Genomic DNA, 19,964 nt, shown 5'->3' on the forward strand with positions numbered 1-19,964 from the left:
TTCAGGCCTCAGTAGGACTTGGGCAGGCCCAGCACTTTTTCGGCGATGTAGCAAAGGACCAACTGCGGGCTGACCGGCGCCAGCCGCGGGATCCACGACTCGCGCAGGTAGCGCTCCACGTGGTACTCCTTGGCGTAGCCCATGCCGCCGTGGGTGAAGATGGCGTTCTCGCAGGCGCGGTAGCAGGCCTCGGCCCCCAGGTACTTGGCCGCGTTGGCCTCGGCCGCGCAGGGCAGCTGCGCGTCGTACAGCGCGGCGGCCTTGTGCACCATCAGGTGGGCGGCTTCCAGCTCCATCCAGGACTTCGCCAGCGGATGCTGGATGCCCTGGTTCATGCCGATGGGCCGGTCGAAGACGATGCGTTCCTTGGCGTACTGCGAGCCGCGGCGCAAGGCGGCGCGCCCCAGGCCGATGGCTTCTGCCGCGATCAGGATGCGCTCGGGGTTCATGCCGTGGAGGATGTAGCTGAAGCCTTTTCCCTCCTCGCCGATGCGGTCCTCCACCGGGATGCGCAGTCCGTCGATGAACACCTGGTTGGAGTCCACGCACCGGCGGCCCATCTTCTCGATCTCGCGCACCTCCACCGCGCCGCGGTCCAGGTCGGTGTAGAACAGGCTCAGCCCCTCGGTGCCGCGGCTGTCCTCCAGCGGCGTGGTGCGCGCCAGCAGCAGGATCTTGTTGGCCACCTGGGCGGTGGAAATCCAGACCTTCTGGCCGGACACCCGGTAGTGGTCGCCGTGGCGCTCGGCCCGCGTCCTGAGCTTGAGCGTGTTCAGGCCGGTGTTCGGCTCCGTCACCCCGAAGCAGGCCCGGTCCCGGCCCTGGATCAGCGCCGGCAGCCAGCGCTGCTTCTGGGCGTCGGAGCCGAACACCACCACCGGGTGCAGGCCGAAGATGTTCATGTGCACCGCCGAGGCGCCCGACAGGCCGGCGCCCGTGGCCGAGATCGCATGCATCATCAGCGCGGCCTCGGTGATGCCCAGCCCGGCGCCGCCGTAGGCCTCGGGCATGGCGATGCCCAGCCAGCCCGCCTGCGCCAGCGCGCGGTGGAAGTCCTCCGGGAAGCCGCCCTCCCGGTCGCGGCGCAGCCAGTAGTCGTCGTCGAAAGGCGCGCAGACCCGCTCGACGGCGGCGACGATCTGCTGCTGCTCCTCGCTGAGGAAGAAGTTCATGCCGCTGGCCGCTGCACCCGGGCCGGGTTCTCGCCGTAGGGCGGGCTGTAGACCACCAGCACCCGGGCCGGCTGCTCGCTGGTGACCGTGAAGACGTGCAGGGCGCCGGCCGGGAAGAAGCAGGCATCGCCCGGCTGCATGTCGAAGGACTGGCCGTCGATCTCGGCGCGGGCGCTGCCGGCCAGCAGGTAGCAGGCCTGCTCCATGCCGGGATGCGCGTGCGGCAGCGCGCCGCCGCCGCGGCCGATGGTGCCCAGCACCACCTCCAGGTGCCTGGCGCCCATGTGCTCGCCGACCAGGCGCTGGTTGCTGGTGTGCTCGTGGTTGGCGGGGTGGTAGGCCGGCACGTCGGCCCCGCGGATGAAGTAGGTCGGTTTCATGGTCGTTCCTCAAGGGGTGGGGCGGGGGCCCGGCAGGCGCCGCTGGCCAGCAGGCGGGCGATCTCGGCGCGGCTGTAGCCCGCTTCCTCCAGCACGGCGACGGACTGCTCGCCCAGCCCCGGTGCCGGCGCCAGGTCGGCAGGGGGCGGGGTGGCGCTCCAGCGGGTTGGGCAGGCCGGCGTGCGAAGCGCCCCTTCGGTCGGATGCTCGACCTCGCGGATGAACCCCGTGGCCTGGTGGTGTAGGTCGTCCAGCAGGTCCTGCGGCGTGTTCATCGGCATGTTGGGGACATCCGCCCGGTCCAGCAGCGCCCGCCATTGCGCGGTGGTGCGCTGCGCCATCAGGCGCGCCACTTCCTCGTAGACGGCATCGATGTTCTCCGCGCGCGCGCCATGGCTGGCGAACCGGGGGTCGTCCTGCATGCGCTGCGGCTCGCCGATGGCGGCGAAGAAGCTGCGCCAGTGCTTGTCGTTGTAGATCAGCACGCACAGGTAGCCGTCACTCGTCCGGTAGGGCCGGCGGTGGGGCGTCAGCAGCCGCGGGTAGCCGGCGGCGCCGGCCGGCGGGTCGAAGCTCAGGCCCGCCAGGTGGTCGCCCAGCACGAACTGCGTCATGGCTTCGTACATGGGCACCACCACCGCCTGGCCCTGGCCCGAGCGCTCCCGCGCGTACAGCGCGGCCGTCACCGCATACACCGCGTGCAGGCCGGTGACCCGGTCGGCCAGCGTCACGGGGGCGTAGCAGGGCGCCTGGGCGCCGTACTCCTGCATCAGCCAGGGCAGGCCGGTGGCGCCCTGGATCAGGTCGTCGTAGGCGGCGCGGGCGGCGTAGGGCCCCGACTGGTCGAAGCCGCAGCAGCTCACGTGGACGATGCGCGGGTTGCGTTCGCGCACCGCCTCGTAGCCCAGGCCCAGGCGTTCCAGCGCCTGCGGCCGCACGTTGCTGATCAGCACGTCGCTGCGCTGGGCCAGGCGCAGCGCCGCCTCGCGCCCGTCCTCGTGCTTGAGGTCCAGCACGATGCTGCGCTTGCCCTGGTTGGCGTGCAGGAAGATGTGGCCCATGCCCGGGTTGCGCATGGGCCCCACGTGGCGCATGTTGTCGCCTTCGGCGGGCTCGACCTTGGTTACCTCGGCGCCCAGCGAAGCCAGGATCTGGGTGGCGAAGGGACCCATGATCACGGAGGTGAGGTCCAGGACCTTCACCCCCGCCAGGGGGCCCGCGCCCGAGGTCCGGGTGTGCGGCATGGCTTATTCCGGGGTGATGCCGGCCTGCTTGATCAGCTGCGTCCAGTGGGCGAGCTGGGCCGACACGTACTGGGCGAACTCGGCGGGGGTTCTCGACGGCGACACCTGGAAGCCGATCTGCGCCAGCTTGCCCTGGAGCTCGCGGTCGGCCAGCACCACCTGCAGCTCGGCGTTCAGCCGGTCCACCACCGGCGGGGGCAGGCCGGCGGGACCGAAGATGCCGTTCCACGAGGTCAGGTCGAAGCCGGGCAGGGTCTTGCCCACCGGCGGCACGCCGGGCAGCAGGGGCGTGCTCTCCGCCGTGGTCACGGCCAGGGTGCGGATCTTGTCGGACTTGAGCATGCTCATGCCCGAACCCAGGTCCGTCACGTACACCTGCACCTGGCCGCCGATCAGGTCGGTCATGGCCTGGGGGCTGGACTTGTACGGGATGGCGGTCATCTGCACGCCCGCCATGCGCTTGATGGTCTCGGTCGCCACCAGCGAGGTGCTGTTGGGCGTGGCGTAGGACAGCTTGCCGGGGTTGGCGCGCGCGTGGGCTATCAGCTCCTGCAGGGACCTGGCCGGAACGCCGGGGTGGACCGCCAGCGCGAAGGGCAGTTCACCCACGCGCGCGATCGGTGTGAAGTCCTTGATCGGGTCGTAGCGCAGGCTCTTGAACAGGCTGGGGTTGGCCGAGTGCGAGGTGTTGGTCGTCATGAACAGCGTGTAGCCGTCCGGCTTGGCCGCGGCGACGAACACCGCGCCCACCTGCGCGCTGGCGCCAGGCTTGTTGTCGATGAGGACGGGCTGCTTCAGCCGCTCCGAGAGTTTCTGGCCGACGGCGCGGGCCACCGCGTCGGTGCCGCTGCCGGCCGCGAAGGGAACGACCAGGGTGACGGGGCCGGCCGGATAGGGCTGCGCCAGGGCCGCGGGCGCGCCCAGCAGGCCCAGGGCCGCGGCGGCCAGGGCCAGAAGGTTCTTCATGCTTGTCTCCTTGTTGTCGGCGGCGCGTTCTGTGCCGCCGGCCGCCATCTTCAGGAAGACAAGGATTCGCGTCCAATTGGATTTTCGGCTTCAACCATCCATTTTGCGAATGGTCTGCGGCAGCCACTCCCGCGTGTTCTCGCCCAGGGCCGGCGCCGCGCGCCGGTAGGGCGGCCGCTCCCCGTCATAGGTGAGCGGCAGGCCCACGGTGGGGAACGCGCCCTCGGGTCCCTGCTGCACGATGCCCAGCGCCGCGGTCTGCGGATCGGCCACGACCTGCCCGATGGTCTGCACCGGCGCGTTGGGCACGCCGGCTTCGTCCAGCAGCGCGCCGAGCTGGCGGTTGGTGAAACCGGCGGCAAAGGCCTTGATGAGCGGCAGCAGCTGCGCCTTGTTCGACACGCGTCCCCGGTTGGTGCGGAAGCGCTCGTCGCTGGCGAGATCGGGGCGCTGCATCGCGCGCGCGAGCTTGGCGAACAGGCCGTCGTTGCCGGCGCCGATCACCAGCCAGCCGTCCTGCGTCTTGAACGCCTGGTAGGGCACGATGCCCGCCGCGCCCGACCCCTGCGGCAGCTGCGGCTGGCCGCTCATCTGCTGGCGGCAGATCGGCGTGGCGGTCCAGGCCAGCGCCGTCTCGAACAGGGAGGTGCGCACCACGGTGCCGATGCCGGTGCGGCGCCGCTCGATCAGCGCGCCCATGATGCCGATGGCGCCCCACATGCCCGAGCCCATGTCGATGATGGACACGCCCACGCGGATCGGCGGCCGCTCGACGCTCTCGCCGGTGATGCTCATCATGCCGCCGTAGGCCTGCATCAGCGGGTCGTAGCCGGGCTTGTCGGCCATGGGCCCGACGTGGCCGAAGGCGCCGATCTCGCAGTACACCAGCGACGGGTCCGCCTCGCGCAGGCCGATGGGTCCCACGCCCAGCTCCTCGGCCGCGCCCGCGCGCATGTTGCAGATCACCGCGTCGGCCTTGTCCAGGATGAACTCGCGCAGCGCGTCGCGCTGGGCGGGATCGCGCAGGTCCGCGGTCACGCTGTGCTTGTCGCGGTTGAAAGCGGTGAAGTGCGGCGCCGAGCCGGCGTGGAAGGGCGGCCCCCAGCCACGGGCGGCATCGCCGCCCTCGGGGTTCTCGACCTTGATCAGCTCGGCGCCCAAGCCGGCCAGGATGAAGCCGGTGTAGGGCGCGGCGACGCTGTGGCCGATCTCCACCACGGTGAAGCCGGCCAGGGGCTGCGAATGGGACATCTGAAAACTCCGAAGACTTGGGGGCGGGCCAGCTCAGGCGGCCCGCGCGCGGGCCAGCAGGCGCAAGGCGCGGTCGGCCACGGGCTTGTCGACCATGGCGCCCTCGAACAGGGTGGCGCCGCGGCCCTGGGCCAGGCCTGATTCGTAGGCGGCGATGAGGCGGCGCGCGCGCTCGAGCTCCTGCTCGGAGGGGCCGAAGGCGGCATTCAGCAGCGGCACCTGGGCCGGATGCACGCAGGTGGCGCAGGCAAAGCCCAGCGCGCGCGAGCGCGCCAGCATGGCGCGGTAGGCCTCGCCGTCCCCCACGCCAGCGACGCTGGCCAGCACGCCCAGCGGCAGGATGCCCGCGGCCCGCGCCGCGTGCAGGCCCAGCATCTTGGCCACGTACAAGGTGTCGGCGGTGGGCTCGGCCTGCAGGTCGGTCGCCAGGTCCTCGCCGCCCACGGCCATCGCGACCAGGCGCGCATCCGCCCGCGCGATGGCCGCCAGCTGCTCCAGCGCCGCGGCCGACTCCACCAGGGCGACGAAGCGGGTGTGGCCGGGCTGCAGGCCGAGCTCGAGCTCACGCGCGGTGACGACTTCCGCCAGCAGCCGCACGTGCTCCGGCCCCATCACCTTGGGCAGCACCAGGCCCATGACGCCGGCACCCACGGCCGCGGCGATGTCCTGCACGGCCCAGGGCAGCTCCCGGTTGATGCGCACCAGCACGTCGGCACCGGCCTGGCCCACGCTGGCCGCGGCCGCGGGTACGCCCGCGCGCGCCGAAGCCTTCTCGGCGGCGCCCACCGAGTCTTCCAGGTCCAGGATGATGGCGTCCGCGCCGCGGCTGTGGGCCTTGGCCACGAAGCGCTCGGAACTGGCCGGGCAGAACAGCAGCGAGCGCCAGGCAGGCAGGGGCCGCTGGCTCACGATGCCCCCTCGAACCGCAGCGTGCAGCTGGCCGCCAGCGCTCCCTGCTCGTCGCCGGCCCAGGCCTCGAGGGTGGAGCCCTCCGCGTCGCGGCCGGCTATCTTCAGCTGGCCGCCCACGAACAGCGGCTTGACCAGGCGGGCGCTGAGGCCCGCCAGCCGGCGCCCGGCGGCGCGCTTGAGCGCTTCCTCCACCACCAGGTGCACGGTCAGCGCGCCGTTCATCACGCAGCCCGGGTAGCCTTCCTCGCGGCGCGCATAGTCGGCGTCGTAATGGATGCGGTGGCCGTTCCAGGTCAGGGCCGAGTAGCGGAAGACCAGCACGGGATCCATCTCGTACTCGGCCTGCCAGGCGGCGCTGGCGGGCACCGGGGTCGCTGCAGCGTTGGCCGGCTTCGCGTCCGCCGCCGGCGCATCGCGGTACACGACCTCCTGCTGCTCGGTGACGGCCGGCTGCCCGCCCACGGAAATCGTGTGCAGCACCTTGAGGAACACCAGCGTGCCGCTGCGGCCCTGCTTCTGCTCGATCCCCGCGATCTCCGAACGCTTGCTAGCCTCGTCGCCGACCCGCAGCACGCCCGGGAAGCTGACCTGGCGGCCCACGAACATGCGCCGCGGCAGCGGGATGGGCGGCAGGAACTCGCCCTTCTTCGGATGGCCGTCGTGCCCGATCTGCGAGCGGCGGGCATTCTGGGTGAAGAACATCGAGTACCAGTGCGGCGGGATGGCGCTGCCGCGATGGAACTCCAGCGGGTCGAGGTCCAGCATCGCCGCCATGCGCCGCACGGCCGGCAGCGAGATCTCGTCCTCCACGGTCACGCAGCGGCCGATCCAGCCGGCGAATTCCGAGGCGATGTCGCGCATCACGGGCCTTTCAGTAGGAACGCGGCAGGCCGAGGACGTTCTGCGCGATGTTGGCCAGGATGAGGTTGGTGGACACCGGCGCGATGCGCGCCAGCCGCGCCTCGCGCCACTTGCGCTCCACGTTGTACTCCCGCGCGAAGCCGAAGCCGCCATGGGTCTGCATGCAGGCCTCCGCGGCGTTCCACAGGCATTCGGCGGCCAGGTAGCGCGCCATGTTGGCCTCGGCGCCGCAGGGCAGGCCGGCCTCGAACAGCGCCGTGGCGCGCCGCACCATCATGTCGGCCGCTTCCATCTGCACGTGGGCCTGCGCGATGGGGAACTGGATGGCCTGGTTGGCGCCGATGGGGCGCTTGAACACCACGCGCTCGTTGGCGTAGGCCGTGGCCGTGCGGACGAACCAGCGGGTCGAGCCTATGGCCTCGGCCGCCGTGATCATGCGCTCGGCGTTCATGCCGTCCAGGATGTAGCGGAAGCCCTTGCCTTCCTCGCCGACCAGCGCGTCCGCCGGCACGTCCAGGTCCTCGAAGAACACCTCGGTGGCATGGTGGTTCACCATGGCCTGGATCGGGCGGATGGTCAGGCCCTTGCCGAGGCCCGCGCGGATGTCGATCAGGAAGGTGGAGATGCCCTCGGTCTTGCTCTTCACCTCGGCGGCGGGCGTGGTGCGCGCCAGCACCAGCATCAGGTCGGAATGCAGGGCGCGCGAGGTCCACACCTTCTGGCCGTTGAGGCGGTAGCCCTTGTCGGTGCGGGTGGCGCGCGTCTTCAGCTGGGTGGTGTCCGAGCCGGTGGTGGGCTCGGTGACGCCGAAGGCCTGCAGGCGCAGCCGGCCGGCGGCGATCTCGGGCAGGTAGCGCTGCTTCTGCTCCTCGCTGCCGTGGCGCAGCACCGTGCCCATGATGTACATCTGCGCATGGCCGGCCGCGGCATGGCAGCCGGCGGCGCAGATCTCTTCCATGATCACGGCGGCGGCGCGCAGCGGCAGGCCCGAGCCGCCGTACTGCTCGGGGATCAGCGCGGCGAGGAAGCCCGCCTCGGTCAGCGCATCGATGAACCCGGTGGGGTATTTCTCCCCGTCCTCCAGGCCGCGCCAGTACTCCTGCGGGAAGCCGGCGCACACGCGCCGCACCGCTTCACGGATGTCGGCATGGTCTTCGCCGAGCTGCAGGGTGATGGGCTCGGCACCGTGGTCGAGGCGATGGGCGGGGGAACTCATGGGGTCCGGTCTCCTGGGTAGGGCGCTTATGCTAGGTGCGAAAGCGCGCCGCGGCACCGGTCCGGACCCCTGCGCGGAGACATTTCACGGGGCTGATTTCCGGCCCCGGCCGGACAGGTCAGGAGGTCTTGACCACGGCGTAGCCGGCCTGCGGCGGCTGGATGCGCGGGCGCCCGGTCTCACCGCTGCCGGGCGGGAAGTAGGTGCCCAGCGCTTCGCGCAGCAGGGCCATGACGGTGTCCTGCAGCTCCTGGCGCTGCCAGGTGTGCACGCCGATGCCCACGGCCAGCGGCTGGCCGCCCACGTCCACCGGCACGCGTGCCGCGATCACGGAAGAGCCTGGCGTCACCGCGTCCACGCTGAAGGCGAAGCCGGTGCGCCGGCACTCGGCGACTTCCTTGAGCAGGGCCTTGCCGTCCACGGGCTGCGGGAACGACACGTCCGTCGCGTTCACGTTGCGCACGATGCGCAGGATCTCGTCGTCGGCCATGGTGCTCAGGAGCACCTTGCCGACGGCCGAGCGGCAGATCGGCCGCAGCAGGCCCGGCTTGAGCCCCACGCGCGAGGTGCGCGCCGAGACGATGTGGATGTACTGCGCATGGATCCCGTTCTGCATGGCCAGCATCGCCACGTGCCCGGAACGGCTGGCGAGCATCTCCATGAAGTCCAGCAGGTTGCCCTGGGCCAGCACGCGCTGGTGCAGCCACATGCCCAGGAAGCTCACGCGCAGCGTGGGCAGGAAGGTGCGCGCGTGCCGGTCGTGCTGCAGGTAGCCCAGCTCGCTGAGGTTGTGCAGCAGCACGGAGGTGCTGGACTGCGGGTAGCCCAGCTGCTGCGCGACTTCGCCGACGGTGAGGGCGCGCTGTTCGACCGCGAAAAGCTCCAGCACCTCCAGGCTGCGGTGCAGCGACCCGACCGCCTTGCCATAGGGCATGTCGGGCGCCACGCGGGTCAGGGCGACCTTGTCCGGCGGGGTGGGTTCCGGGCCATTCATGCTGCGGCCAGTTTACCGCCGCGCCAGCGTCTACAGCGTGAAGACCGCCATCTGCTCGAGCGCGGCCAGCTGGTCGAACAGCGCCTGGGCATCGCCCTCGTAGCGGCCATGGGCCAGGGCGTCGACGAACTTGGCCCGCAGGTCCGCCGGCCCCAGCGGCCGCTCGGCATGGCCCAGCGCCTGGTGCACCGGCTCGCCCTGCAGCACGCTGCCGTCCTTGAGCGTCACGATCACCTGGTCGGCCCACGCCGCCGCGGGCGTGTGCGGATCATCGGCCGGGATGGCCATGACGTACACGCGCTCGATCAGGCGCTGCACCAGCGGCTGCTGCACGAACCCGTCGGTCAGCTCGCCCAGGCCGGCGCGGCCGGCGACGATGGCGCTGGCCATGGCGAACTCGATGCTGAACTTGGCGGCCAGGCCCGTCGTCGGGCGGTGGTTGCGCAGCACCGTGGCGTGCTCCTGGCTCATGTGCACCTCCACTCCCTCGACATCCTCGGGCGCGAACGGGCAGGTTGCACGCAGGGCCAGCATGCAATCCAGCGAGCGATGGGTGTAGTAGCACAGCGGGTAGCGCTTGACGTTCATGCGGCGCGCCGGCAGCTGCCAGCGGGCATGCACGGCAACCTCCCGGACCGGGTCCACCTCGCCGCGGGGCGAGACGGCCGCCAGGAAGCCCTGCGGATGTTCCAGTGCATCGGCCGAGGCGGTGAAGCCGGCGCGCGCCAGCCGCGCCGACAGCACGCCGGCCTGCGCCGCGCGCCCGGCATGGAAGGGCTTGGACATGGCGCCGAAGTTGGACATCAGGCCCGCGCTCTGGCTGGCGCCCAGCCCCAGCGCGTGCATGCTCTGCTCCTCGTCGAGCTCCAGCAAGACCGCCGCCGCGGCGGCAGCGCCTATCGATCCGAAGATTCCGGTGGGATGCCAGCCCTTGAGGTGGTGGATGCCGGTTTCGCGGTCCACCAGCTCGCCCCACACCTCGTAGCCGGCCACATAGGCGTCGAGCATGCGCGCGCCGCTGCACCCCATCTCGGTGGCCAGCGAGACGATGGCGGGCACCAGCACGGCGCTGGGGTGCCCGCGCAGCGCCACATCGTCGTAGTCCAGGGCATGGGCGGCGGTGCCGTTGACCAGGGCCGCCGTGCCCGCATCGGTGGTCTGGGCGCCATACAGCAGCCGAGCCCGCCCTGGCGGGAGCGGGGCCAGCGCGCGCAGCAGGGTCTGCACCGCGTCTTCCTGCCGGGCCGCGATCAGCGTCCCCGTGGTGTCGATGAAGCCGACGCAGGCGACCGCGCGGGCCTCGCCAGGGGCCCCCTCCCGGGCCACCCGGGCGACGAAGCGGCCCAGCTCGCGTGTGAGCCCCGCCTGCGTCACTCGACCTTGACCCCGGCCTTCTTGACGACCTCGCCCCATTTCACGATCTCGTCCTTCATCAGCTTGCCGAAGGCATCGGGCGTCATGGGGTCGGCCTCGACGCCCTGCTTGGCATAGGCCTGCTGCACCTCCGGGCTCTTCACCGCCTCGTTGATCACCTGGTTCAGCCGCGACACGATGGGGGCCGGCGTGCCGGCCGGCGCCACGATGCCGTTCCAGCCGATGGCCTCGAACCCCGGGTAGGTTTCCGCGACCGCCGGCACGTTGGGCAGGGCGGCGATGCGCTTGCTGGTCATCACCGCGATCGGGTGGACCCGGTTGGAGCGGATCAGCTGCAGCGCAGGCTCGATGCTGCTGAAGGCGACTTCCACCTGCCCGCCCAGCAGGTCGTTCAGCGCGGGCGCGCTGCCCTTGTACGGGATGTGGGTCATGTCCACGTCGGCCATGCTCTCCAGCAGCTCGCCCCCCAGGTGGGCCGGGCTGCCCTGGCCGTAGGAGGCGTAATTGATCTGGCCGGGCTTGGCCTTGGCGGCCTTGATGAGGTCGGCCAGGGTGTTGTAGGACGCCTTCTGGTTGCGGATGATGATCAGCGGCACCTCGGCCACCATCGCCACCGGTGCGAACGCCCGCTCGGTGTCGTACGGCACCTTGTAGAGGCTGGGGTTGATGGTGAAGGAGCTGGCCACGTAGAGCAGGGTGTAGCCGTCGGCCGGCTGGCGCGCGACCTCGCTGGAGGCCAGCATGGTGTTGGCCCCCGGCTTGTTCTCGATCACCACGCTCTGCCCCAGCTTGTCGGCCATCTTGCTGCCGATCAGGCGGGCCAGGCCGTCCGCGCCGCCGCCGGCCGGGTAGGGGACCACCAGGCGGATGGGCTTGTTCGGGTACGCCTGCTGGGCGTGGGACCCCGTGGCCCCCAGCAGGCCCGCGGCCGCTGCGGCGACGGCGGCCAGGATCGCGCGACGATTCATTGGTTTGTCTCCGAGGATCGAGTGAGAGAGCCTCGGATGCTAGGCGGCCGTCCGGCCCCGGGGAACACCGGGGCCGCAATGTTCAGCGGGCTGATATCTGCGGCCGTGGGCCGCCCGGATGCGCCTGGCCTGAGCCCTACCTGTGTTCCGGCAGCGTCCGCTTCTTGTCCGCTGCCCGCCGGCCGGGATGCTGCTCGCGGTGGTTGGCCGCCCTGCGGTCCAGTGCGAAATCGCAGCTCGAGGCATCCATGTGGATGGCCGAACAGCCGTACGGCCGGACCGCGTCCCTCAAGCGCAGCAATTGCTCGGCGGAAGCCAGGCTGAAATGCGCGAGAACCGTCCCGTCGAAGCTGCGCACCATGACGTCCACGGGCGGGCCTGCGGTGCTCGCGCGCTCCCGCGCCGCCGCGATGATTGCGCCCGCCAGGCGTCGGCGGAAGGTGTCGAAGATGTCCGGTAGGGTGGCAGCCATGCCGCTTGGAGTGGAAGGCGCCGGCGGCGTTCCAGGTCGATCACATGAAGGCCCGGCGCAGCTCGGCCACGGAGCCGGGCGCGGGATGCAGGTCCGTGCTGCGCCCCGCCTTGGCCACCTGCCCGGGCACGTCGTGCCCGACGATCTGGGGCAGCCGGCGCGCGACCGCCAGCAGCCGCTCCAAGTCCATGCCCGTGTCGTAGCCCATGGCCTGCAGCATGTGGACGGCATCCTCGCTGCTGATGTTGCCGCTGGCCCCCGGCGCGTAGGGGCAGCCGCCCAGCCCGCCCAGCGAGCCGTCGAAGCGGACGATGCCGGCCTGCACGGCGGCCAGCACGTTCGCCAGTCCCATGCCGCGCGTGTTGTGGAAGTGCAGGGTCAGCTGCAAGGCGCCGAACCGCTCGCGCAGGGCCTGCGCCATGCGGGCCACCTGGGCCGGATGCGCCATGCCGGTGGTGTCGCAAATCGTCAGGCCGCGCACGCCAAGCCGAGCGAAGCGGTCGGCCCAGCGCAGCACCTCGTCCTGCGGCACCTCGCCTTCCATCGGGCAGCCGAAGCAGGTGGACAGCGAGACGTTCACCGGCACCTGGCCGGCCGCCAGCACGATCACGTCCTTGAGGCCCGCGAAGCTCTTCTCGCGCGGCATGCGCAGGTTGGCGAGGTTGTGCGTCTCCGAGGTGGACATCACCAGGTTGAGCTCGTCGGCGCGTGACTCCAGCGCGCGCTCGGCGCCGCGCACGTTGGGCACCAGCACCGTGTACTCCACGCCGGGCACCCGGCGGATGCGGCCCATGACCTCCTCGGCGTCCCGCAGCATGGGGATGGCCTTGGCCGAGGTGAACGAGGTGACCTCGATCTTGGCGTAGCCGCACTCGCTGAGCTCGTCGACCAGTGCCACCTTGGCGTCCGTGGGCACGAACCCGGGTTCGATCTGGAAGCCGTCGCGGGTGACGACCTCGTTGAAGTGGATGCGTGTCATGCGGATGCTCCATTGACGATGCCGCGCTCCTTCAGGGTCCGGATCTGCTGCGGCGTGAGGCCCATCTCGCGCAGCACGGCATCGGAGTCCTGGCCGAGGGCGGGGGCGTTGCGGCGGTGGCTGCCGGGCGTCAGCGACAGCTTGGGGACGATGCCCGGCACGGCCAGCGTGCTGCCGTCGTCCATGCGCAGCTCCTGCAGCATGCCGCGCGCCCGGTAGTGCGGGTCGGCCGCGATGTCGGCGACGGTGTAGATGCGGCCGGCCGGCACGGAGGCTTTCGCGAGCGCCGCCAGCACTTCGTCGACCGGCCGCTGGGCCGTCCAGGCGCCGATGGCCGCGTCGAGCTCGGCCACGCGCGCCACCCGGCCGGCGTTGTCGGCCAGGGCGGGATCGCCGCCCAGGTCCTCGCGGCCGATCAGCGTCATCAGCCGGCGGAAGATGCTGTCACCGTTGCCGGCGATCAGGGCGTAGCCGCCGTCCCGGCAGAGGTAGGCATTGGTCGGCGCGATGCCGGGCAGGGCGCTGCCGGCCGCCTCGCGGACGGCGCCGAAGGCGCTGTACTCGGGCAGCAGGCTTTCCATGCAGTTGAACACCGCCTCGTAGAGCGCCACGTCGATGACCTGGCCGCGGCCGCTCGCGTGGCGGTGCTGCAGCGCCAGCAGGATGCCGATCACCCCGTGCAGCGCGGCCAGCGTGTCGCCGATGCTGACGCCCACGCGCACCGGCACCCGTCCCGGCTCGGCGGTGAGGTGGCGCAGCCCGCCCATGGCCTCGGCCACGACGCCGAAGCCGGGCCGGTCCCGGTAGGGGCCGGTCTGGCCGTAGCCGCTGATGCGCAGCACGATGAGCCGCGGGTTCAGCCCCAGCAGGTCGTCCGGCGCCAGGCCCCAGCCCTCCATCGCCCCGGGGCGGAAGTTCTCGATCAGCACGTCGGCCTCGCCGGCCAGCCGGCGCACGATCGCCTGGCCCTCGGGGTCGCGCAGGTCCAGTGCCAGCGAGCGCTTGTTGCGCGACTGGACCTGCCACCACACGGAGGTGCCGTCCTTCAGCAGGCGCCACTTGCGCAGCGGATCGCCGGTGCCCGGCGGTTCGATCTTGATGACTTCGGCCCCGAAATCCGCGAGCGTCTTGGCGGCGAAGGGGCCGGCGATCAGCTGGCCGAGTTCCAGGACCTTGAGTCCGGACAAGGCGCCTGGCGCTGTATGGGTCGTGACGGTGTCCATCCGGAGAGTCTCCGGCGGGCCGGGCCGCGCGTCCATCCGCGCTTTGCGGAAGCAGCCTTCGCATTCTGCGAAGGGCGCCGGGGGTCCGCTTGTGACTTTGGCGCCAATCCGGGCCGCGTCCGGAGGCGATGTTGTCGCGCCCCAGCTCAGCTGTTGATGGCTATTTCCGGGTCAACAACCGGGAAGCTCGACCTTGCCCGAGCCACCCGCCACCGCCAGGCTCACCGCGCACGGCCCTTCGCCGCGCGCCCGCTGCGGCTCCGGCCTCAGCGTGATGCGGCAATCCGCCAGCCTCACCTGCCCGTCGGCCACCGCCTCGGCGCCCAGGAAGGCGCGCCAGCGCGCCAGCGTGGCCTCGACGTCCCGGACGGCGACCGCCACCTCGGCGATGCCGAGCGCGCCGTTGGCGTGCCGGCGCACCTCTCCTTCGGGGACGCGCAGCGCCCGCGGTGTGACGTCCGCGCACAGGAAGGGCAGGTCGTGCGTCGCCTGGCGCGCCGTCTGCCAGGCCAGCTGCACACCGTCCGGCCGCACCCGCCCGCCGGGATGGGGGCCGGTGATGCGGGCCAGGCCGCGTTGGCGCGCGGCCGCGACCACGGCCTCGATGTCCTGCGGCAGCAGCGCGAAGTCCACCAGTCCGGTGCCGTGATGCGACAGGACCTGCCACCACCGCTCCTGCGGCGACGGAGCGTCGTAGGTGATCAGCTCCAGGTAGGCGCCGTCCTCGAACACCACCAGTGCATTGCGCGTGCTGCGGCCGGGATGGCTGCCGCCCGGCACCACGGTGAAGCCGGCCGCCCGGTAGGCGGCGACCGCCGCATCGAGCTGCGCGACCACGATCACCACGTGGTCCAGCCTCATGGCGCTGCCGCTCACTCCTGCAGCTTCAGGTTGGTGGCGCGGACGAACTCGCCCCAGCGCTCGTACTCCCGGCGCGCGTGCTGCTCGACGCCGCGGCCGTCGGTGGCCATCACCTCGAAGCCGGCCTGCGTCAGCTTGCCGTGGACCTCGGGCGAGTTCAGCGTGGCGCGGAACTGCTCGGTGAGCTCGCGCAGCTTGTCCTGCGGCGTGCCGGCCGGCGCGAAGATGCCGATCCACGAATAGGCCTCGAAGCCGGGGAAGCCGGACTCGGCCACCGTGGGAACGTTGGGCAGGTCGGGCAGGCGCCTGGCCCCGGTCACCGCCAGCGGCTTGACCTTGCCGGCGGCGATCTGGCCCTTCAGCGCGGCGTAGCTCAAGAGGGTGAGCTGCGAGGTGTCGCTCAGCACCGCCTGCACCGCCGGCCCGCCGCCGCCGTAGGGCACGTGCAGCACGAAGACGTTGGCCTTGCGCTTGATGTCCTCCATCACCAGGTGGTTCATCGAGCCGACGCCGGTGGACGCGTAGCTGAACTTGGCCGGCTCGCGGCGCGCGGCCTCCAGGAAGCCGCGCAGGTCGGTGGCCGGCACCGAGGCCGAGGCGCCGATGACCAGCGGGAAGCGCACCGCCAGCGTCACGCCGGCGAAGTCCTTGAAGGTGTCGTAGGGCAGGTTGGACTTGGCGATGGGGTTGATGGCGTGCGTGTCGAAGCTCACCAGCAGCGTGTTGCCGTCGGGCGGCGCCTTGGCCACGAAGCTGGTGGCCAGCTGGCTCGCCGCCCCGGGCTTGTTGTCCACCACGACCGAGCGGCCCAGGCGCCTGGCCAGCTCGGGCTGGATGATGCGCGCCGCGATGTCGGTGCTGCCGCCGGGAGGGAAGGTCACCACCAGCCGCAGGGGCGTGTCGGACTGGGCCCAGGCGGCCGGGGCGAGGCCCAGGGCCGCCGCGGCGGCGATGACCTGGCGACGGTTCGGAAGGCTGCTGCTCATGGTCTTGACCTTTCTTCTTGACGTTGCGGAAGGGAAAACGGCGTCAGCCCATCCACTGGCTGACCGGCACGGCGGTGTCCTGCAGTTCCTGCGAGACCACGTCCACCAGGGCGGGGCCGTCGTGCAGCAGCGCCGCCTTGAGGCTAGCGTGGACCTGCGACGGGTCTTCCACGCGCCAGGCCTTCACGCCGAAGGCCTCGGCCACGCGCGCATGGTCGGTGCGGTTGAAGTCGACCGAGAAGTAGCGCTCGCCATAGCCGGTCTTCTGGCTGGCCTTGATCCAGCCGAACACCGAGTTGGAGAACACGATCATCTTCAGCGGGATGCCGCGGCGCACGATGGTCTCCATCTCGCCGCAGGTGAAGCCGAAGCTGCCGTCGCCCATGACCGAGACCACCGTCGCGTCGGGCCGGCCGAACGAGGCGCCCACGCCGGCCGCCATGGAAAAGCCCAGTGCGCCGTGCGCCCGGTTGGTGATGAAGTGCCGCCCCGATTGCGGCGCGTCGAAATAGGCGGAGAAGTAGGGGCAGGGCGTGCCGGGGTCGGCGACCACGATGGACCTGGCCGGCAGCAGCTTGTTGAGGGCGTCCACCACCCGCTCGGGCTTGATCGGCCGGTCGTTGGATTCGGCCAGCTGGGCGAAGAAGCCGTGCTTCTCCTGCCGCGCCCTGGCCACGATGGCGCGGCCGTCCGCGGCGCCGGCCGGGCGGTGCGCGATGCGCGCTGAGGCCGCGGCGGCCAGCGCCGCCAGCCCCAGCCTGGCATCACCCACCAGCGCTACGTCGGTGCGGTAGTTGGTGGCGATGGTCATGGGGTCCACGTCCAGGTGCAGGATGGCCACGTCGCGCGCGGGCATCTGCCAGTGCTCGGTGGTGGTCGAGCCGGCGCGGGCGCCCACGAACAGCACCAGGTCGGCCTGGGCCACCACGGCCCGGGTGGCGGCGACGCCGCCGTTGGTGCCCACCACCCCGGCGTTGAGCGGGTGCGCGCCGGGCAGGCAGCCGTTGCCGCTGATGGTGGTGCAGACCGGCGCGTTCAGCAGCGTCGCCAGGGCCTCCAGCTCGGCGCTGGCGCCGGAGATCACCACCCCGCCGCCGCAGACGATCACCGGCGCGCGGGCCGCGACCAGCTTCTCCGCGGCGCGCTCCACCTCCGCCGGGTCGGGGCCAAAGCGGTAGGCGGGAAAGCGGTCATGCCCCGGCTGGGCCCAGACCTCGGCCGGATCGATGGCGTGCTTCTGCACGTCGTAGGGCAGGCAAAGGTGGGTGGCGCCGGGGCGGCCGGTGGTCATCGCGCGGAACGCGGTGCGCACCGCGTGCGGGATCTGGTCGACGCGGTCGATGGTGGTGTTCCACTTGGTGAGCGGCTGATACAGCGCCTGCTGGTCCAGCTCGGTCAGCGGGAACTTGCCGCGCGAGCCGACCGACACGTCGGAGGTGATGCCCAGCACGGGGATGGCCGATTCGTTGGCCTCCACCAGGCCCGGCAGCAGGTAGGTGGCGCCGCCGCCGCTGGGGCCCTCGCACACGCCCGGCTTGCCGGTGACGCGCGCATAGGCGTCGGCCATGTAGGCGGCACTGCGCTCGTCGCGGGTGAGCACGTGGTCCATGCCATGGTCCAGCCGGGCCATCGCGTCGTAGAAGGGCAGGCTGGTGTCGCCGCACAGGCCGAAGATGTGCTTGACGCCATTGAGCTGCAGCATGCGGACCAGGGCGTCCGCGCCATTCATAGCGGTCATTCGATCTCCGGCCATTTGGATTCCACAGTGAGTGCATCTCAGTATACTTAAGCGACGACAGGGGCGGCAACAGACGACCAACCACATGCGGGCTCCGATTTCCAAGGTTCGGCGCGAACGCGGCTCCGGCGTGCTGAACACGCTGCGCGAGATGGCGATCTCCTACCAGCTCAAGCCGGGCGAGAAGCTCAGCGAGATCGAGCTGGCGCAGCGGCTGGGCGTGAGCCGCACGCCGGTGCGGGAGGCGCTGACCCGGCTGGTCAACGACGGCTTCCTGCAGCCTTCCAGCCGCGGCTTCATCCGCCGGCCGCTGGACGTACAGGAGACGCTGGAGCTGTACGAGACCCGGGTGGCCATCGAAGCCGCCTGCCTGGGCATGGCGATCGCCCGGGCCACCGACGAGGAGATCGCCGAAGCCATGGCTTACCTGGAGCAAAGCCAGGCCGTGCCGGCCGACACGCCGGTGGAGCGGCTGGTGGAGCTGGACGAGGGCTTCCACCTGCGCATCGCCGACATGGCGCGCAACGCCGAGCTGCGCCGCATTTTGCTGAACCTGAACGAGCGCATCCGCTTCATCCGCTGGATCGACATGGAGAAGGTGGGCCGCGACTCGACCCAGCGCGAGCACCAGGCCATCCTGCAGGCCCTGAAGGCGCGCGACGCCGCGGCCAGCGAGCGCGTGCTGCGCGAGCACATCGGGCTGAGAAGGGATCAGATCGTGGAGGCGATCACGCGGGGGTTGGCGAGGATCTATTTGGCGGAGGAGGGGCGGGGAGTGGGCGCGGCGTGAGGAGCCGCAGCGGTCCGCCCCAATTGCTCAGGCAAGTGGGCTGGCGGCATGCCGGGCTTATTGCCTTCGCCTCTCAAACCGAGACTGCCAATTTTCTTGATCAGTCCGACGCGCGAGATCCCTAGTCTCCTCGCTGCTTCAGACTGGTTGCCGCCCGACCCTGCGAGTGCCTCCGAAATCAGGCGCGTTTCCAGCTCGACGAGGGGGCATCGAGGAAACCTAAGCCTTCTTGCCCCGATGTGGATGGGGCAGTCAGATCTGCACCGCTATATGGGTTTCCGCTGGCCAAGAGCAGCAGGTCCGCATCCACTTGCGCGTCTCCGGGCAGGATCAGTGCACCGGCCGGCAACCTCACCACGGCGCGCAGCTGGCAGACGTTCCCTGACCATGCTGTGCGCAGCCAAGCGAGCGCCTCAGCGCTGAAGCTGCGCCTGCGCGACAAGATGCAGGAATCGTGTAGCCCCCAGCGGTACGTTCGCGGCCTGTTAAAGTGTCACCTGGAGAATATTGGCCGGCTTTGTTGGATCACTTTCTTACGACCACCTCTTGATGGCGTCAGTCGTGATGTCTGTCACTGTTGCAGTAAATGCTCGTGCAGGTAACGACTGCTTCGCTTGAGCAGTTCCTTCGCGATGCGCCTTACCTCGCTGCTTGGCACCTACTGCATGCTCTTAGTTTCTGCGTCAGTGTGCGCTTGCCATGGCGTCTTGCAAAACGTCGTGGCGCAGCCTAACCGGTAAGTCGAGACAGGCACTCTATCGGTGGGCTGCGCCCGCCTACTAGGTACCGGTCATTTCCGACATTAGGCATCAGAGTGCGGCGTCCGATGTTGATCGAAAGTGATGCTCTTCAGCCTCTTATGCAGTTTGTCCGAAGCGCAGGGGGCAAGGGGCTCGAGGCGCTGCTACGAGGGGGAGATTCTTTCTCTGGAACTGCAGAGGAGATTTACTCCACGCGGGTCACCGAACGAGTCAGTGAGCTTGATAACTCATTGGCGGCCTTGCGCCTAGCCCTGGGATTTATCATCGATCTGACACGCGGTGAGGTCCCTTCGCCTGAGCAGTACCGGTATCACTACGAAAACTTTATCTTCCGTGCCGTCGGACTGATTGACCGGGCTCACCGTTTGGCAGGAGCCTCGCTGCTGCTGGATGCAAGGCGCTACGAAAAGTCCGATGGCAATCGTTATGTCCTCGCCCACATGGAGGATGCACATCCCGAGATCTATTCGGCACTTGTCGCGCTGACAAACCGGATTAAGGAGCATAAGGCTCTGAGAAACGAGGTCATTCACTCCTCAGCGTTTTCGAGCCGAGAGTTAGGCATTTTTACCGCCTTTAAAGCGCTCCAGCTGGAGAGTCCAAAAAATATTGATCTGCTTGAGTTAATGAGAGAGCACTTCGCAATGACTGCAAACGATGTAGCTGTACTGATTGCAGACGCTGAGAGCATGCTTCGTACACTGCTAGAGAGACTGAGAAGCGTCTACGAAGCCGTCGGACGGCCCATTTGATGCTGGTCTGCCTGTTGGAGCGGCTATGGCCAACATAGCAATCGAGCATACTGCTACGGGGCCGC

General features: G+C 70.2%; 20 protein-coding genes. 2 read left to right on the forward strand and 18 right to left on the reverse strand.

The window, feature by feature from the left end; translation table 11 throughout:
- Positions 1-8: 8 nt before the first annotated feature.
- The 17 genes from RTA_RS07240 to RTA_RS07320 all read right to left on the reverse strand — a co-directional run bounded on the left by RTA_RS07240 (position 9) and on the right by RTA_RS07320 (position 17,596).
- Complete coding sequence (locus RTA_RS07240) at positions 9-1,172, reverse strand: acyl-CoA dehydrogenase family protein (RefSeq protein ID WP_013900734.1); 1,164 nt, start codon at positions 1,170-1,172, stop codon at positions 9-11.
- On the reverse strand, positions 1,169-1,552 hold the full coding sequence (locus RTA_RS07245; protein ID WP_013900735.1) for a cupin domain-containing protein: 384 nt from the start codon (positions 1,550-1,552) through the stop codon (positions 1,169-1,171). The genes RTA_RS07240 and RTA_RS07245 overlap by 4 nt, the downstream gene beginning before the upstream one ends.
- Positions 1,549-2,796: a CaiB/BaiF CoA transferase family protein gene (locus RTA_RS07250; protein WP_041675162.1), complete on the reverse strand. Its 1,248-nt coding sequence runs from the start codon at positions 2,794-2,796 to the stop codon at positions 1,549-1,551. Before RTA_RS07250 ends, RTA_RS07245 begins: the two co-directional genes overlap by 4 nt.
- Positions 2,797-2,799: 3 nt before the next feature.
- Positions 2,800-3,762: a Bug family tripartite tricarboxylate transporter substrate binding protein gene (locus RTA_RS07255; RefSeq protein WP_013900737.1), complete on the reverse strand. Its 963-nt coding sequence runs from the start codon at positions 3,760-3,762 to the stop codon at positions 2,800-2,802.
- Positions 3,763-3,852: 90 nt separating this feature from the next.
- Positions 3,853-5,013, reverse strand: coding sequence for a CaiB/BaiF CoA transferase family protein (locus RTA_RS07260; RefSeq protein WP_013900738.1), 1,161 nt, complete (start codon positions 5,011-5,013; stop codon positions 3,853-3,855).
- A 33-nt stretch (positions 5,014-5,046) separates the two neighbouring features.
- Complete coding sequence (locus RTA_RS07265; RefSeq protein ID WP_013900739.1) at positions 5,047-5,922, reverse strand: HpcH/HpaI aldolase/citrate lyase family protein; 876 nt, start codon at positions 5,920-5,922, stop codon at positions 5,047-5,049.
- Positions 5,919-6,785: an HTD2 family dehydratase gene (locus RTA_RS07270; protein WP_013900740.1), complete on the reverse strand. Its 867-nt coding sequence runs from the start codon at positions 6,783-6,785 to the stop codon at positions 5,919-5,921. Before RTA_RS07270 ends, RTA_RS07265 begins: the two co-directional genes overlap by 4 nt.
- A 10-nt stretch (positions 6,786-6,795) precedes the next feature.
- A complete protein-coding gene (locus RTA_RS07275) occupies positions 6,796-8,001 on the reverse strand; it encodes an acyl-CoA dehydrogenase family protein (protein WP_013900741.1) in 1,206 nt (401 codons plus the stop codon).
- A 118-nt stretch (positions 8,002-8,119) separates the two neighbouring features.
- Positions 8,120-8,995 (reverse strand): IclR family transcriptional regulator, encoded by an 876-nt coding sequence (locus RTA_RS07280; protein WP_013900742.1) that lies wholly within the window; start codon positions 8,993-8,995, stop codon positions 8,120-8,122.
- Between the two features lie 30 nt (positions 8,996-9,025).
- Positions 9,026-10,369, reverse strand: coding sequence for an MmgE/PrpD family protein (locus tag RTA_RS07285; protein ID WP_013900743.1), 1,344 nt, complete (start codon positions 10,367-10,369; stop codon positions 9,026-9,028).
- Complete coding sequence (locus RTA_RS07290) at positions 10,366-11,337, reverse strand: tripartite tricarboxylate transporter substrate binding protein (RefSeq protein WP_013900744.1); 972 nt, start codon at positions 11,335-11,337, stop codon at positions 10,366-10,368. Before RTA_RS07290 ends, RTA_RS07285 begins: the two co-directional genes overlap by 4 nt.
- 136 nt (positions 11,338-11,473) lie before the next feature.
- Positions 11,474-11,809 carry a hypothetical protein gene (locus RTA_RS07295; RefSeq protein WP_041675164.1) on the reverse strand — a complete coding sequence of 112 codons (336 nt, stop codon included), beginning with the start codon at positions 11,807-11,809 and terminating at the stop codon, positions 11,474-11,476.
- A gap of 40 nt (positions 11,810-11,849) precedes the next feature.
- Positions 11,850-12,788, reverse strand: a complete 939-nt coding sequence (locus RTA_RS07300) for a hydroxymethylglutaryl-CoA lyase (RefSeq protein ID WP_013900746.1) — start codon at positions 12,786-12,788, stop codon at positions 11,850-11,852.
- Positions 12,785-14,011 (reverse strand): CaiB/BaiF CoA transferase family protein, encoded by a 1,227-nt coding sequence (locus tag RTA_RS07305; protein ID WP_013900747.1) that lies wholly within the window; start codon positions 14,009-14,011, stop codon positions 12,785-12,787. The genes RTA_RS07300 and RTA_RS07305 overlap by 4 nt, the downstream gene beginning before the upstream one ends.
- 171 nt (positions 14,012-14,182) lie before the next feature.
- Positions 14,183-14,872 carry a VOC family protein gene (locus RTA_RS07310; RefSeq protein WP_049871244.1) on the reverse strand — a complete coding sequence of 230 codons (690 nt, stop codon included), beginning with the start codon at positions 14,870-14,872 and terminating at the stop codon, positions 14,183-14,185.
- 11 nt (positions 14,873-14,883) lie between these two features.
- Positions 14,884-15,858 carry a tripartite tricarboxylate transporter substrate binding protein gene (locus tag RTA_RS07315; protein WP_013900749.1) on the reverse strand — a complete coding sequence of 325 codons (975 nt, stop codon included), beginning with the start codon at positions 15,856-15,858 and terminating at the stop codon, positions 14,884-14,886.
- Between the two features lie 43 nt (positions 15,859-15,901).
- Positions 15,902-17,596 (reverse strand): thiamine pyrophosphate-binding protein, encoded by a 1,695-nt coding sequence (locus RTA_RS07320; RefSeq protein WP_013900750.1) that lies wholly within the window; start codon positions 17,594-17,596, stop codon positions 15,902-15,904.
- 85 nt (positions 17,597-17,681) lie between these two features.
- Here RTA_RS07320 and RTA_RS07325 point away from each other — a divergent pair, with 85 nt between their 5' ends.
- Positions 17,682-18,386: a GntR family transcriptional regulator gene (locus RTA_RS07325; protein ID WP_013900751.1), complete on the forward strand. Its 705-nt coding sequence runs from the start codon at positions 17,682-17,684 to the stop codon at positions 18,384-18,386.
- Here the strand turns inward: RTA_RS07325 and RTA_RS20170 are convergent.
- Complete coding sequence (locus tag RTA_RS20170) at positions 18,347-18,631, reverse strand: helix-turn-helix domain-containing protein (RefSeq protein WP_081466231.1); 285 nt, start codon at positions 18,629-18,631, stop codon at positions 18,347-18,349. The two genes, RTA_RS07325 and RTA_RS20170, sit on opposite strands and share 40 nt — an antisense overlap.
- A gap of 581 nt (positions 18,632-19,212) precedes the next feature.
- Here RTA_RS20170 and RTA_RS20650 point away from each other — a divergent pair.
- Positions 19,213-19,899, forward strand: a complete 687-nt coding sequence (locus tag RTA_RS20650; RefSeq protein ID WP_143762927.1) for a Cthe_2314 family HEPN domain-containing protein — start codon at positions 19,213-19,215, stop codon at positions 19,897-19,899.
- Positions 19,900-19,964: the final 65 nt, after the last annotated feature.

This window comes from Ramlibacter tataouinensis TTB310 (genome assembly GCF_000215705.1).
In the GTDB taxonomy this organism is placed as follows: Bacteria; Pseudomonadota; Gammaproteobacteria; order Burkholderiales; family Burkholderiaceae_C; genus Ramlibacter; species Ramlibacter tataouinensis.

What these genes read in the sequence shown, in the direction of transcription:
- RTA_RS07240 (WP_013900734.1), bottom strand. Translation starts at nt 1,172, where the DNA reads ATGAACTTCTTCCTCAGCGAGGAGCAGCAGCAGATCGTCGCCGCCGTC.
- RTA_RS07245 (WP_013900735.1), bottom strand. Translation starts at nt 1,552, where the DNA reads ATGAAACCGACCTACTTCATCCGCGGGGCCGACGTGCCGGCCTACCAC.
- RTA_RS07250 (WP_041675162.1), bottom strand. Translation starts at nt 2,796, where the DNA reads ATGCCGCACACCCGGACCTCGGGCGCGGGCCCCCTGGCGGGGGTGAAG.
- RTA_RS07255 (WP_013900737.1), bottom strand. Translation starts at nt 3,762, where the DNA reads ATGAAGAACCTTCTGGCCCTGGCCGCCGCGGCCCTGGGCCTGCTGGGC.
- RTA_RS07260 (WP_013900738.1), bottom strand. Translation starts at nt 5,013, where the DNA reads ATGTCCCATTCGCAGCCCCTGGCCGGCTTCACCGTGGTGGAGATCGGC.
- RTA_RS07270 (WP_013900740.1), bottom strand. Translation starts at nt 6,785, where the DNA reads ATGCGCGACATCGCCTCGGAATTCGCCGGCTGGATCGGCCGCTGCGTG.
- RTA_RS07275 (WP_013900741.1), bottom strand. Translation starts at nt 8,001, where the DNA reads ATGAGTTCCCCCGCCCATCGCCTCGACCACGGTGCCGAGCCCATCACC.
- RTA_RS07280 (WP_013900742.1), bottom strand. Translation starts at nt 8,995, where the DNA reads ATGAATGGCCCGGAACCCACCCCGCCGGACAAGGTCGCCCTGACCCGC.
- RTA_RS07290 (WP_013900744.1), bottom strand. Translation starts at nt 11,337, where the DNA reads ATGAATCGTCGCGCGATCCTGGCCGCCGTCGCCGCAGCGGCCGCGGGC.
- RTA_RS07295 (WP_041675164.1), bottom strand. Translation starts at nt 11,809, where the DNA reads ATGGCTGCCACCCTACCGGACATCTTCGACACCTTCCGCCGACGCCTG.
- RTA_RS07300 (WP_013900746.1), bottom strand. Translation starts at nt 12,788, where the DNA reads ATGACACGCATCCACTTCAACGAGGTCGTCACCCGCGACGGCTTCCAG.
- RTA_RS07305 (WP_013900747.1), bottom strand. Translation starts at nt 14,011, where the DNA reads ATGGACACCGTCACGACCCATACAGCGCCAGGCGCCTTGTCCGGACTC.
- RTA_RS07310 (WP_049871244.1), bottom strand. Translation starts at nt 14,872, where the DNA reads ATGAGGCTGGACCACGTGGTGATCGTGGTCGCGCAGCTCGATGCGGCG.
- RTA_RS07315 (WP_013900749.1), bottom strand. Translation starts at nt 15,858, where the DNA reads ATGAGCAGCAGCCTTCCGAACCGTCGCCAGGTCATCGCCGCCGCGGCG.
- RTA_RS07320 (WP_013900750.1), bottom strand. Translation starts at nt 17,596, where the DNA reads ATGACCGCTATGAATGGCGCGGACGCCCTGGTCCGCATGCTGCAGCTC.
- RTA_RS07325 (WP_013900751.1), top strand. Translation starts at nt 17,682, where the DNA reads ATGCGGGCTCCGATTTCCAAGGTTCGGCGCGAACGCGGCTCCGGCGTG.
- RTA_RS20650 (WP_143762927.1), top strand. Translation starts at nt 19,213, where the DNA reads ATGTTGATCGAAAGTGATGCTCTTCAGCCTCTTATGCAGTTTGTCCGA.